This window comes from Flavobacterium nitrogenifigens (assembly GCF_003254565.1).
Lineage (GTDB): Bacteria > Bacteroidota > Bacteroidia > Flavobacteriales > Flavobacteriaceae > Flavobacterium > Flavobacterium nitrogenifigens.
This window is the reverse complement of record NZ_QJRI01000179.1, coordinates 197,941-210,890: the sequence shown is the minus strand read 5'-3', so window position 1 is coordinate 210,890 and position 12,950 is coordinate 197,941. Positions and strand designations below refer to the sequence as shown.

Sequence of the window (12,950 nt, the reverse complement as noted above, 5' to 3'; positions counted from 1 at the left end):
AGTTAAATTATAAAATCCCGTTTTCAAAGTTGTGAAAACGGGATTTTTTTAATTAATAATTTTTAGTTGTCTATTGAAAAATAATTCATTTTTTGTAGGTAAAATATGTTTAAATAAATTATACTTGCATTTTAAAACATATGTCTTTTCTTATGAAAACAAAATTACATTTATTTTTACTTTTATTAACCAGCTTTTCTTTTTATGCCCAATCTACTTTAATTCCTGATTTGAATTTTGAAAACAAACTAATCAAACTCGGAATCGACTCTGGGACTCCCGACGGAAAAGTACTTACTTCTAGAATTGCTAACTTAACAACATTAGATGTTTCTTCAAGTTCTATAAACAACCTTACAGGCATTCAAGACTTTGTGAGATTAGTCGATTTAAAATGTTATTCAAATAATTTAGTTGATTTAGATCTTTCTAAAAACACCGTTTTAAAGACTTTAAACTGTGATAAAAACAAATTAATAGGTCTAAACCTTGACAAAAATGTTGCCTTAACTTCTATCTCTTGTGAAGAAAACCAAATAAAAAGTCTAGATGTTTCTAGAAGTACATCACTTATCACTTTATATTGCAAGCAAAATGAAATTACGAGCTTAGATCTTTCTAAAAATATTGCTTTAACGAAAGTGAATTGTGCTTACAATAAATTAACGCTATTAAATGTTTCAAAAAATGTTAATCTAACTCAATTAGAATGTGAAAGAAATCAATTAACATCTTTAGATCTAAACAGTCCGAATCTAGCAATTCTTTCATGTGCATATAATAAAATAACTATTTTAGATGTTTCCAAAAATCCAAAGCTGACAGAGTTCAGCTGTAACAACAATAGTCTAACTTATTTGAATTTACATAACCTAAAAAATACTTTGTTAACCTATATCGATTTTACAATAAATCCCGATTTAGATTGTATAGTAGTTGATAACCTCTATTATTCTAATGCAAACTGGCCAACTAAAAAAGATGATACGGCAAATTATGTTCCTTTTTGTGGAGTAAAATATACCTTGATTCCTGACCGGAATTTTGAACAAAAATTAGTTTCACTTGGTCTTGACGATGAAGTAAATGGAGCAGTCTTAACAGAAAAAATCGTAAAAGTTGAGAGAATCAATGTCAGTGAACTACACATTCAAGATTTAACCGGAATAGAAGATTTTAAAGCACTGACATCTCTTAATTGCTCTCATAATCAGATAACAAATTTAAATGTTAGTAAAAATATTCTTTTAAGCTATTTAAACTGTAGTTATAATTATATAGCTACATTGGATATTACAAAAAATACTCTCTTGAATGAATTTGATTGTCACAGCAATCGATTAACCGCTTTAGATGTTTCTAAAAATCTTGAACTACATTATTTAGATTGCGGTTCTAATAAAATAGTAATTTTAGATATTTCAAAAAATTATGATTTAAGACAACTATCTTGTGGTCTTAATAAACTTCTAAGTCTTAACCTAAAAAATGGTAATAACGGTGCATGGTTGGGGCTTTCTTATGCCTACATGAGAGATAATCCAAATCTAACTTGTATTCAATTAGATGAGCGCTCAAAAGGCTATGAATTTAAACTTTATAGTGATCCTATTGCAAAATATTCTTCAAACTGTCCAACTTACACCATGATACCTGACAGCAATTTTGAAGATAAATTGATTGCGCTAAAAATTGATACTGATGGAAAAAATGGAATAGTAGCGACCTCTAGTATTTCAGGAATTACATCACTAGATGTATCTTCAAGCTTTATTGCCGATTTAACAGGAATTCAAGATTTTATAGCCTTAACTAATTTAAATTGTTCTTCAAACTTGTTAAAAATTCTTGATGTTTCTAACAATTCCAAATTAACCAATTTTTCTTGTTCCTCTAACCAATTAATTTCGTTAAATCTTAAAAATGGAAATAATACTATTTTAAATACAAAATACTCCGATTTTAAAAACAATCCTAATTTAACTTGTATTAAAGTCGATAACCCTACTTATTCTAATCTAAACTGGGCAACAATAAAAAACACTGAAGCAAAATATGCTACAGATTGTGCCACATTGGGTCTTGACGATTCTATTTTCGTACACGCTATAATGTACCCAAATCCAACTAAAGGAGAAATAAACATCAATAATATTGCATTAGACAAAGCAACAGTTTACAATTCTTTAGGTCAACTAGTAAAATCTTTTACTCTCAATAATGCGAGCACAGATAATACAATTGATTTATCAGGTTTGGTAAGAGGAGTTTATTATGTGTATTTAATAAATGGCGATGCCGCTTCTGCGAAAAAAATAATCCTAGAATAAACCATACAATTTAGTTCAATTAAATAATCCCATCTTCAATATTTTGAAATGGGATTATTTAATTCTGTTTAAAGAATCTCTTCGCAAGTAAAAACATCTTTCAATCGAACACCTTTTTCGGTATGTTCAACAGTAATAATTTGATTGTGCGCATCGTGTTCTAAAAACAAATAATGATTATTATCTGCTGCCAAATTCAAAAATTTAGATTTCTCTGGCATTGTTAGCAAAGGTCTTGTGTCATAACCCATTACATACGGAAGCGGAATATGTCCTGCTGTTGCTAATAAATCGGCGCAAAAAACAATCGTTTTATCTTGATATTTGATGTAAGGAATCATTTGTTTTTCAGTATGCCCGTCAACATAATAAATATCAAAACCAAGTGCTGCCGAAAAACCAAAATCAGATTCAGGTCTTTCAATAAAATTCAGCTGTCCGCTTTCCTGCATTGGGATTATATTTTCAGACAAGAAAGAAGCTTTTTCTCGAGCATTGGGTTTTGTTGCCCATTCCCAATGGTTTTCGTTTGTCCAAAATTTTGCGTTTTTAAAAGCTGGCTCGTAACCTGTTTTATCAGCATTCCATTGCACACTTCCTCCGCAATGGTCAAAATGGAGATGTGTCATAAAAACATCTGTAATATCATCTCTATTAAAACCATATTTTGCCAAAGACTTATCTAAAGAATGTGATCCCCAAAGCGAGTAATATCCGAAAAACTTTTCAGATTGTTTGTCACCCATTCCGGTGTCAATCAAAATAAGACGATTACCGTCTTCGATCAATAAACAGCGTGCAGCAATATCGATAAGATTATTGGCATCGGCAGGATTGGTTTTATTCCAAATGGTTTTAGGAACAACGCCAAACATTGCACCTCCGTCTAATTTAAAATTTCCGGATTCTATTGGGTAAAGTTTCATGAGAATGATTTTCTAAAAAAGAACAAAGCTAGAAAATTCAAACTCCTTTTGCTAAAATTTAAAGCTAAAAACAAATTTTCTGATTATTCTAATGTAATCGAAGTGCTTCCCATTATTTCCTGCTTATCAAAGTAATTCACAAAATAGGTTCCTTTTTTAAACTGGTCAGCATTCAAAATTCCGTATGCATTTACCGATTTACCCTGAAAATCGGTGCTTACTATAAAACTGTAAACAAGCGCTTTATCATTACCAAACTCAATCAGCTTATTATCGCCCAGAACCGTGTTTTTCTGATCTAAAACTTGAACATAAAAAACTTTTCTTCCTGTCTTTGCAACAGCATTTCCGTTAACGGTAAAGCTAATTTTTAATTTTTTGGTATTCTTTGCTTTTGTTGTTTCCAGTTCAACTCCAGAATTTTTTTCACGAAGTGCAATTGCTTTAAAATTGCTTAAATACAATTTTGAAGCATCTTTTAAAGTCGATTCTAACTTTTTTTGTTTAGAAACTAAAGTGTCATTTTCTATCTTTTGATTGTACATGACCACATTCTGGCTTTCAATTTCTGTCAATAAATTTTTATTCTGAGATTTCAGTTTTTTAATTTCCTGAACTCTGCTTCCTAATGATGCATTTAAATCTGAAAGCTGATTGCGATAAACTTTAATCTGCTCCGCCGATGGATTATTAGAAGCTTTAATAATAGCTACTAAATTCTCAACATTTTTACGCTCTAATTCTAACTCTTTAGATAAAGCTGTTTTTTCTAAAATAGCCTGATCATATGCCTTTTTTAATGCATTTAAAGAGTCCAAAATATTCTTCTGCTCACTTGTTTCTTTACTTTCAAATGAGATTATATTGGCAATACTTTCCTTTTTGGCTCCACTATTATTCTTATCAGGTTCACTGCTAAAAACCAAGACTACAGCACCTACTCCTAAAACAAAAATTATAGCAAACAAGGGTTTAAACCACTTTATTTCATTTTGTTTTTTCATAATTACTCCTAATTTTCTGCAAAATTATTGAATAAAAAATGGTTATAATCAGTAGAAATACTTGTTTTTTAACATTTAGGAGCGATATTTGCAGCTTAATTCTAAAAAGGAGTTCCTTTTGAAATTTTAGAACTATTTCAAAGTCGATTTTATCAAAATAAGTATTATCTATTTTCACATTTGTTATAATAATGTGAACCGCTATGGAAAAAGGTTTTTAAGTCGTATCTTTGCCGATAATTTCTATTTAACATTGAAAATTAGCGTTTTAAATCTGTACTAAATTCATTACAGATCAAAAATGTTCATTAAAAACAAACATCTAAGAACAATGATAAAAGTTTCTGATACTGCCAAAAAGAAAATCATCGATTTGATGACTGATGATGGTTTTGACGCCGCACACGACTATGTAAGAGTAGGTGTAAAAAGCGGTGGATGCTCTGGTTTGTCTTACGATTTAAAATTTGACAAAACCAAAGGAGAAGACGACAAAATATTCGTTGACAACGACATACAAATTGCTGTTGAAAAAAAATCATTCCTTTATTTAGCTGGAACAATTTTAGAATTTTCTGGCGGATTAAACGGAAAAGGTTTCGTTTTCAATAATCCAAATGCAAGCAGAACTTGCGGTTGCGGAGAATCATTCTCTTTATAGTCAAAAGCCGAAAGTCATAATGTCTGCAAAGACTTTGACTGACTTTTAAACTTTGGACTTTAAAAACTTTAAGACAACATTAAAAATATAATGAGCAAATACACCGAAGACGATTTAAAGATCGAACTGGAAACTAAAGAATATGAGTACGGATTTTATACCAATATAGAATCTGAGACTTTCCCTATTGGCTTAAACGAAGAAATTGTAAGAGCTATTTCTCTTAAAAAAGAAGAACCTGAATGGATGACCGAATGGCGCATCGAGGCTTTCCGTGCATGGAAAGAAATGATCGAGCCGGAATGGGCAAACGTACGTTATGAAAAACCAGATTTTCAGGCAATTTCATATTATTCAGCTCCAAAACAAGTAGATCCTAATAAAACTCTAGACGATGTTGATCCAGAATTATTAGAGATGTACAAAAAACTTGGAATTTCTATCGATGAACAAAAAAAGATGAACAATGTCGCTATGGATATTGTAGTCGATTCTGTTTCGGTAGCAACAACTTTCAAGAAAACTTTGGCAGAAAAAGGAATTATTTTCTGTCCAATTTCTGAAGCTATTAAAGAACATCCTGAATTAGTAAAAAAATATTTAGGAACTGTTGTACCTCAAAAAGACAACTTCTATGCAGCATTAAACTCAGCGGTTTTCTCTGACGGAAGTTTCTGTTATATTCCAAAAGGCGTTAAGTGCCCAATGGAACTTTCAACTTATTTCAGAATCAATCAAGCAGGAACTGGACAATTCGAAAGAACTCTAGTTATTGCAGATGAAGGAAGTTATGTTTCTTACCTTGAAGGATGTACTGCTCCAAGTCGTGATGAAAACCAATTGCACGCTGCTGTGGTTGAATTAATCGCTTTGGACGATGCTGAAATTAAATATTCTACAGTTCAAAACTGGTTCCCTGGAAATAAAGAAGGAAAAGGTGGAGTTTACAACTTCGTAACTAAAAGAGGTTTATGCGAAACAAACGCTAAAATTTCTTGGACACAAGTTGAAACAGGTTCTGCTGTAACTTGGAAATATCCTTCTTGTGTATTAAAAGGAGATAATTCAGTAGGAGAATTTTATTCTATTGCTGTAACCAATAATTTCCAACAAGCTGATACTGGAACAAAAATGATCCATTTAGGAAAAAATACCAAATCGACTATTATTTCTAAAGGTATTTCGGCTGGAAAATCACAAAATAGCTACCGTGGTTTAGTGCAAATCTCACCAAGAGCAGAGAATGCCAGAAACTTTTCTCAATGTGACTCATTGTTAATGGGTAACAATTGCGGTGCGCATACTTTCCCATACATCGAAAGTAAAAATCCATCTGCAAAAATCGAACACGAAGCAACTACAAGTAAAATTGGAGAAGATCAGGTTTTCTATTGCAACCAAAGAGGTATTCCGACTGAAAAAGCGATTGCCTTAATTGTAAATGGTTTCAGTAAAGACGTCTTGAACAAACTTCCGATGGAATTTGCCGTTGAAGCTCAAAAATTATTAGAGATTTCTTTAGAAGGATCTGTAGGTTAATTTAAAGATGGAGAATAAAACAGTCATCATTTTAGGTTCTTCTAGAAAAAACGGAAACACAGTAAAAATTGTGGATCAACTTTCGAAAGAACACAACATTGATGTAGTTAATTTAAGTGATTATAATATTTCGTATTATGATTACGAAAGCAAAAATTTAGGCGATGATTTTTTGCCTTTAATAAGAAGAATTATCGAACAGTATGATACTTTAATTTTTGCAACGCCCATTTATTGGTATAATATGAGCGGAATTATGAAAGTCTTTTTCGACAGGATTTCAGATTTAATCCGAATTGAAAAAGAAACTGGAAGAAAACTAAGAGGGAAAAAAATCGGGGTGATATCAAATTCTCACGATAATGAAACTGACGAAAGTTTTTATATTCCGTTTCAAAAATCAGCCGATTATTTAGGCATGGAATATTTAGGACACGCGCATTTTAATGCCAATATCCTAAACCAAACAACAAAAATAGAATTGACATTTATATAAAATAAAGAACAATGTTATCAATAAAAAACCTTCACGCCGCGATTGGTGATAAAGAAATCCTTAAGGGAATTAATATAGAAGTTAAAGCTGGAGAAGTTCACGCGATAATGGGACCAAACGGTTCTGGAAAAAGTACACTTTCTGCTGTTATTGCAGGAAACGAAAACTATGAAGTTACAGACGGAGAGGTAATTCTTGACGGAGAAGATCTTGCTGATTTAGCTCCAGAGGAAAGAGCACATAAAGGTGTTTTCCTTTCTTTTCAATATCCAGTAGAAATTCCTGGAGTTAGCGTTACTAACTTTATGAAAACTGCTATCAACGAAACTCGTAAAGCAAACGGACAAGAAGAAATGCCGGCAAACGAAATGTTGAAAGTTATTCGTGAGAAATCTGAATTATTAGAAATCGACCGTAAATTTCTTTCTCGTTCTCTTAATGAAGGTTTTTCTGGAGGAGAGAAAAAAAGAAACGAAATCTTCCAAATGGCAATGTTAGAGCCAAAATTAGCGATCCTTGACGAAACAGATTCTGGTCTTGATATCGATGCTTTAAGAATCGTGGCTAATGGTGTAAACAAATTAAAGAGCGACAAAAACGCAATTATTGTTATTACGCACTACCAACGTTTGTTAGATTATATCGTTCCTGATTTCGTTCACGTTCTTTACAACGGAAGAATCGTAAAATCTGGAGGAAAAGAGTTGGCTTACGAATTAGAAGAAAAAGGATACGACTGGATCAAAGCAGAGAATTAGTCAGTCTGAAAGTCGAAAGTCAAAAGTCATAAAGTCGAAAATACAATATGAGTAAGTTCAAATCTTTTGAGGAAATAAATTCTTGGCAAAAATCTCGAATCTTCAATAAGAAAATATATTTGATTACTGAAAATTCTAATTTCAAAAAGGACTTTGATTTTGTTAGACAAATAAGACGTGCATCACTTTCTATATCATCAAATATAGCAGAAGGTTTTGAGAGAAATACTGATAAAGAGTTTGTTTACTTTTTATATGTAGCCAAAGCATCGGCAGGAGAAGTAAGATCTCAATTATATTTAGCATTTGATTTAGAATATATTTTAAAAGAAGAATTTGAAATGCTTTTAGAATCGATTACAGAAATATCGAAATTATTAAGCGGTTTCATTAAATATTTGAGCCCAAAGTCATAAAGTCGAAAGTCATAAAGTCTTAAACTTTATGCTTTAAATTTTTAACCTTTTGGCAAAAACAGTCGACAATCCAAAGTCTTTTGACTTTCGACTTTCGACTTTAAGACTAAAAAGAACAATGGATTTAAAAGAAAAATTAGTATCGTCTTTTATGGCTTTTGAAGAGCGTGTCGATGTACATTCAGATTTACATGACATACGCACAAATGCTTTAAAAAACTTCGAAAATAAAGGTTTCCCAACCAAAAAAGAAGAAGCTTGGAAATATACATCGCTAAATGCCATCTTAAAAAATGACTTTACGGTTTTTCCAAAGCAGGAAAATGCAATCGAATTTAATCAGGTAAAAAAATACTTTTTACACGAAATTGATACTTACAAATTAGTATTTATCGATGGTGTTTTCAGTTCGCATTTGTCTTCTACAACGCACGACGGAATCGATGTTTGTTTGATGTCATCGGCATTAACAAAACCAAAATACAAAATGGTTATTGATACCTACTTCAATCAAATTGCAAGCAAAGATGACAGCTTGACTTCATTGAACACTGCTTTTGCAATGGAAGGTGCTTTTATCAATATCCCAAAGAAAAAAGTAGCAGACAAACCAATTGAGATCATGTACTTCTCAACTGGTGCAGAATCTGCTTTAATGGTTCAACCAAGAAACTTGGTTATTGTGGGTGAAAATTCACATGTACAAATTATTGAGCGTCACCAAAGTTTGAATGAAAATCCAGTTTTAACAAACTCTGTTACCGAGATTTTTGCTCAAAAACGTGCGATTGTTGACTATTACAAAATTCAAAACGATAATAGTGAAGCCAATTTAATTGACAACACTTACGTTTCTCAACAGCAAGAAAGTCATGCATATGTACACACTTTCTCTTTTGGTGGAAATTTAACTCGTAACAACTTAAACTTTTACCATTTTGGAGAAAGATTGACAAGTACGTTAAACGGAATTTCTATCTTAAATGACAAACAACACGTTGACCATTATACTTTGGTAAACCACGCACAGCCAAACTGTGAAAGTTTCCAAGATTATAAAGGAATTTTCTCTGATCGTTCGACAGGAGTTTTCAACGGAAAAGTTTTGGTAGAAAAAGAAGCTCAAAAAACAAATGCTTTCCAAAAGAGCAACAATATTTTATTGAGCGACAAAGCTACAATCAATGCAAAACCGCAATTAGAGATTTTCGCTGACGATGTAAAATGTTCTCACGGATGTACTGTTGGACAGCTTGATGAAACAGCAATGTTTTACATGCAATCACGCGGAATCCCGAAAAAAGAAGCTAAAGCTTTATTGATGTACGCATTCTCAAATGCCGTTATCGAAAGCATTAAAATACCAGAATTAAAACAAAGAATTACTAAAATCATTGCCATGAAATTAGGTGTGAATTTAGGATTTGATTTGTAGAATTGTTTAACCGCAAGGTTCGCAAAGATTTACGCAAAGTTCGCAAGGTTTAGTTTTAAACTTTGCGAACTTTGCGCTTTTATACCTTGCGCTCTTTGCGGTTAAATATCTATAATACTTATAAAATCTCTGCATTTCCAATCAAATTTGGCCCTTCATGAATCCACCAAACTTGTCCTTTATTAAGATATTTTTCAAGTGGCTGATTAAGTAAAAATCTGACTGTAACTATTTTTTCTTCTCCTGGTTCAATAGTCGATTGATTTTCAAAGATAATATCTCCCATAAAGGCTTGATTTACTTTTCCATCATTTCCATACTCAAAAACATGATCGGGTCTATAACCACTAGCAATACCTGTTTTCCTTCCTCCTCCATTAGTTTCTTTAAGTTTAATCTTTGCTTTTACTGAAAACAATTCATTTGAATTCTCATATTGTAAATCTTTATAACTCATTAAAGTATATTTGTCATAAGCCATTATGTCAAATATTTTGGAATTTCCAGTACTTAACCAGCGTTTATAAATGAGAACTCCATTCATATATAAATAAAGCTCATCATTTTCTATTCTTTTTAAAATTGCCATTTATTATTTCTTCACACTATCAATTATCCCTTTCAAAAACCCATTAAAATCAAATCCAGGTTCTTCTTCCCTCACTCCCATTCTCACGATTACCATATCTTTTGATGGAATAATCGCAACCATTTGGCCTTGATATCCACTGCAATAAAACATATCACGCGGAACATCTGGGAATTTCCCTCCGGCGTTTAGCCAAAATTGCGCTCCATATTTCCCTTCTGAAGTATCCGTTGGTGTTGCTGTATATTTTACCCAGCTTTCGTCTAGAATTTGTTCTCCGTTCCAGTTTCCTTTTCTTAGATATAACAATCCAAATTTTGACCAATCACGAGGTGTTGCCCATCCGTAAGAAGAACCTACGAAAGTTCCGCTCATATCTTGCTCGACAATCATCGAGTTCATTCCGATTTTGTCGATTACGGCGCTGTACCAAAAATCAAGATATTCTTGTTGTGTTTTAAATTGGCTTCTTAAAATTCTCGACAATAAATTGGTCGTTCCAGAAGAATAATACCAATGCGTGTTTGGTTTGTACTTCGCTGGTTTGTCCATTTGAACTTTTCCCATATCTTCAGACTGGAAAAGCATTTGTGTCGCATCGCAAATCGTGCTATAATTCTCTTCCCATTCCAAACCAGAATTCATGTGAAGCAAATCATTTATGGTAATATTTTTACGCTCATCATTTTGCCATTCTGCAACTGGAGCAGGTTTATAAATATCAATCTTTCCTTGTTTTGCCAAAACTCCAAAAGCAGAACTTGTGATACTTTTTGTCATTGACCAACCCAAAATTTTACTGTCTTTATTAAAACCTGTATCGTATTTTTCACCGATTAATTTGTCTTTATATAAAACTACAACAGCGCGCGTACGTTTTGCTTTTCCTCCATCTTTATCAAAAGAATCATCAATTGCTTTTTTCAATTTTGCGTAATCCACATTCGCGAAAGCAGTATCTTTTGGTTCATTATTCCCATAAGGAAAAGGAAGATTATTAACCAATTTTGTTCTTTTTGGAAGCAAATATGGTTTCGAAACATCATAATCATCATTAATTAATAAAGCGCCTAAACCATCTCTGTATATCGCTTTCCTTTCTTTCAAACCATAAACTGCCGATGTTGCAAATTTTCCAGCATCATCTATTTTGTTTGTTGCAAGATCTAATAAATGAATATCATTATCTGTTTTCTGAATTAAATCCAGTGATCGATGATCCATAAAATGCCCAGATGCAACACTTTTGGCAGAAAATCCAGAAATCAAATCAAGCTTCGGATAAGTAGTAAAGCCGAAATACAAAAAAGCAAGAACCAAAGCAAGCGCAAGTACTTTTAGAATTTTTTTCATAATGATGTTAGATATTTTTAATGCAATATAAATAATTTATGTTCACGATTTTAGAACTCAAATTATAAATCTGTTTCGGATAATGCAGAAAAACAAAACTATTTTTACGGAATCAGCATTTACAACATCTGACAATCGTATCATAAAAGGAAATTATAGAATTCCTGTATAAACAAATTTAGTTTTAGTACTTTTGTAAATAGATTTTTTCTAAATAAGACATGCTAGATATTCAAAAAATAAGAGCTGATTTCCCTATACTTTCTCAAACTGTAAACGGAAAGCCATTAGTATATTTCGATAACGGAGCTACTTCGCAAAAACCACAAGTTGTAATTGATGCTGAAGTAAAATATTATAACGAAATCAATGCCAACATTCACCGTGGCGTTCACACTTTAAGCCAGTTAGCTACTGATGCTTACGAGGTTGCTCGCGGAAAAGTAAAAGATCACATTAACGCAAAACATGCTCATGAAGTGCTTTTTACTTCGGGAACCACTCACGGAATTAATTTAGTGGCAAATGGTTTTGCTTCGATTTTAAAACCTGGAGACGAAGTTGTGGTTTCTTCATTGGAACATCATAGTAACATCGTGCCTTGGCAAATGTTATGTGAAAAAACTGGTGCTGTTTTAAAAGTTATTCCAATCGATGACAATGGAGAATTAATCATTGCCGAATTTGACAAATTGCTTTCAGATAAAACGAAAATTGTTACCGTAAATCATATTTCAAACGCATTGGGTGTAATCAATCCAATCAAATATATTATTGATAAAGCGCATTCATTTGGCGCTGCAGTTTTAATTGACGGTGCACAGGCGGTTCCGCATTTAAAACCGAACGTTCAGGAATTAGACTGTGATTTTTATGCTTTTTCGGGTCATAAAATGTGTGGTCCAACGGGAACTGGAATTCTTTATGGAAAAGAAGAATGGCTAAACAAACTTCCTCCTTATCAAGGCGGAGGCGAAATGATCAAAGAGGTTACTTTCGAGAAAACAACTTACGCAGATTTGCCTCATAAATTTGAAGCAGGAACGCCAAACATCGCTGGTGGAATTGTTTTAGGAACTGCCATTGATTATTTAAACGAGATCGGTTTTGATAAAATTCATGAATACGAAAATGAATTGTTAGAACACGCTACGAAACGTCTTAACGAAATTGAAGGTATTAGAATTTACGGAAATACAAAAAATAAAGCTTCTGTAGTTTCGTTTAATATTGATGGAATTCATCCGTATGATGTTGGTTCTATTATAGATAAATTAGGAATTGCTGTTAGAACAGGACATCATTGTGCACAGCCAATTATGAATTTCTTCTGTATTCCAGGAACAATTCGTGCTTCTTTTTCTTTCTATAATACTAAAGAAGAAATTGATCAAATGGTTGAAGCAGTTAAGAAAGCACAAACTATGTTAAGCTAAAAAAAAC

12 protein-coding genes are annotated in these 12,950 nt (G+C 32.4%); 8 read left to right on the top strand and 4 right to left on the bottom strand.

The window, feature by feature from the left end:
- Positions 1-152: 152 nt before the first annotated feature.
- On the top strand, positions 153-2,330 hold the full coding sequence (locus DM397_RS18165) for a T9SS type A sorting domain-containing protein (protein WP_162615499.1): 2,178 nt from the start codon (positions 153-155) through the stop codon (positions 2,328-2,330).
- Between the two features lie 68 nt (positions 2,331-2,398).
- Here the strand turns inward: DM397_RS18165 and DM397_RS18160 are convergent, their stop codons facing one another.
- Positions 2,399-3,256 (bottom strand): MBL fold metallo-hydrolase, encoded by an 858-nt coding sequence (locus DM397_RS18160; protein ID WP_111378883.1) that lies wholly within the window; start codon positions 3,254-3,256, stop codon positions 2,399-2,401.
- An 83-nt stretch (positions 3,257-3,339) separates the two neighbouring features.
- Positions 3,340-4,260, bottom strand: a complete 921-nt coding sequence (locus DM397_RS18155; protein WP_111378882.1) for a coiled-coil domain-containing protein — start codon at positions 4,258-4,260, stop codon at positions 3,340-3,342.
- Between the two features lie 331 nt (positions 4,261-4,591).
- Between DM397_RS18155 and DM397_RS18145 the strand changes: the two genes are divergently transcribed.
- The 6 genes from DM397_RS18145 (at position 4,592) to sufD (ending at position 9,565) form a co-directional block, all read left to right on the top strand.
- On the top strand, positions 4,592-4,921 hold the full coding sequence (locus DM397_RS18145; protein ID WP_111286450.1) for a HesB/IscA family protein: 330 nt from the start codon (positions 4,592-4,594) through the stop codon (positions 4,919-4,921).
- 90 nt (positions 4,922-5,011) lie between these two features.
- A complete protein-coding gene (gene sufB, locus DM397_RS18140) occupies positions 5,012-6,460 on the top strand; it encodes a Fe-S cluster assembly protein SufB (protein WP_111378880.1) in 1,449 nt (482 codons plus the stop codon).
- Between the two features lie 7 nt (positions 6,461-6,467).
- Positions 6,468-6,956 (top strand): flavodoxin family protein, encoded by a 489-nt coding sequence (locus tag DM397_RS18135; RefSeq protein ID WP_111378879.1) that lies wholly within the window; start codon positions 6,468-6,470, stop codon positions 6,954-6,956.
- Between the two features lie 11 nt (positions 6,957-6,967).
- Positions 6,968-7,714, top strand: coding sequence for a Fe-S cluster assembly ATPase SufC (gene sufC, locus DM397_RS18130; RefSeq protein ID WP_008466070.1), 747 nt, complete (start codon positions 6,968-6,970; stop codon positions 7,712-7,714).
- Between the two features lie 47 nt (positions 7,715-7,761).
- A complete protein-coding gene (locus tag DM397_RS18125; RefSeq protein WP_111378878.1) occupies positions 7,762-8,130 on the top strand; it encodes a four helix bundle protein in 369 nt (122 codons plus the stop codon).
- A 118-nt stretch (positions 8,131-8,248) separates the two neighbouring features.
- Complete coding sequence (sufD, locus tag DM397_RS18120; RefSeq protein ID WP_111378877.1) at positions 8,249-9,565, top strand: Fe-S cluster assembly protein SufD; 1,317 nt, start codon at positions 8,249-8,251, stop codon at positions 9,563-9,565.
- Between the two features lie 118 nt (positions 9,566-9,683).
- Here the strand turns inward: sufD and DM397_RS18115 are convergent, their stop codons facing one another.
- Together DM397_RS18115 and DM397_RS18110 are read right to left on the bottom strand one after the other, a co-directional pair.
- Positions 9,684-10,154 carry a hypothetical protein gene (locus DM397_RS18115; protein ID WP_111378876.1) on the bottom strand — a complete coding sequence of 157 codons (471 nt, stop codon included), beginning with the start codon at positions 10,152-10,154 and terminating at the stop codon, positions 9,684-9,686.
- A gap of 3 nt (positions 10,155-10,157) precedes the next feature.
- The gene (locus DM397_RS18110) at positions 10,158-11,507 is read right to left on the bottom strand and encodes a serine hydrolase domain-containing protein (protein ID WP_111378875.1); all 1,350 of its coding nucleotides are present in this window, start codon (positions 11,505-11,507) and stop codon (positions 10,158-10,160) included.
- 221 nt (positions 11,508-11,728) lie between these two features.
- Between DM397_RS18110 and DM397_RS18105 the strand changes: the two genes are divergently transcribed.
- Positions 11,729-12,943 carry an aminotransferase class V-fold PLP-dependent enzyme gene (locus tag DM397_RS18105; protein WP_111378874.1) on the top strand — a complete coding sequence of 405 codons (1,215 nt, stop codon included), beginning with the start codon at positions 11,729-11,731 and terminating at the stop codon, positions 12,941-12,943.
- Positions 12,944-12,950 lie beyond the last annotated feature (7 nt).

Excerpts from the sequence above, each read along its gene's own strand:
- DM397_RS18110 (WP_111378875.1), bottom strand. The coding sequence starts at position 11,507 with ATGAAAAAAATTCTAAAAGTACTTGCGCTTGCTTTGGTTCTTGCTTTT.
- DM397_RS18155 (WP_111378882.1), bottom strand. The coding sequence starts at position 4,260 with ATGAAAAAACAAAATGAAATAAAGTGGTTTAAACCCTTGTTTGCTATA.
- sufC (WP_008466070.1), top strand. The coding sequence starts at position 6,968 with ATGTTATCAATAAAAAACCTTCACGCCGCGATTGGTGATAAAGAAATC.
- DM397_RS18125 (WP_111378878.1), top strand. The coding sequence starts at position 7,762 with ATGAGTAAGTTCAAATCTTTTGAGGAAATAAATTCTTGGCAAAAATCT.
- DM397_RS18115 (WP_111378876.1), bottom strand. The coding sequence starts at position 10,154 with ATGGCAATTTTAAAAAGAATAGAAAATGATGAGCTTTATTTATATATG.
- sufD (WP_111378877.1), top strand. The coding sequence starts at position 8,249 with ATGGATTTAAAAGAAAAATTAGTATCGTCTTTTATGGCTTTTGAAGAG.
- DM397_RS18135 (WP_111378879.1), top strand. The coding sequence starts at position 6,468 with ATGGAGAATAAAACAGTCATCATTTTAGGTTCTTCTAGAAAAAACGGA.
- DM397_RS18165 (WP_162615499.1), top strand. The coding sequence starts at position 153 with ATGAAAACAAAATTACATTTATTTTTACTTTTATTAACCAGCTTTTCT.
- sufB (WP_111378880.1), top strand. The coding sequence starts at position 5,012 with ATGAGCAAATACACCGAAGACGATTTAAAGATCGAACTGGAAACTAAA.
- DM397_RS18160 (WP_111378883.1), bottom strand. The coding sequence starts at position 3,256 with ATGAAACTTTACCCAATAGAATCCGGAAATTTTAAATTAGACGGAGGT.
- DM397_RS18105 (WP_111378874.1), top strand. The coding sequence starts at position 11,729 with ATGCTAGATATTCAAAAAATAAGAGCTGATTTCCCTATACTTTCTCAA.
- DM397_RS18145 (WP_111286450.1), top strand. The coding sequence starts at position 4,592 with ATGATAAAAGTTTCTGATACTGCCAAAAAGAAAATCATCGATTTGATG.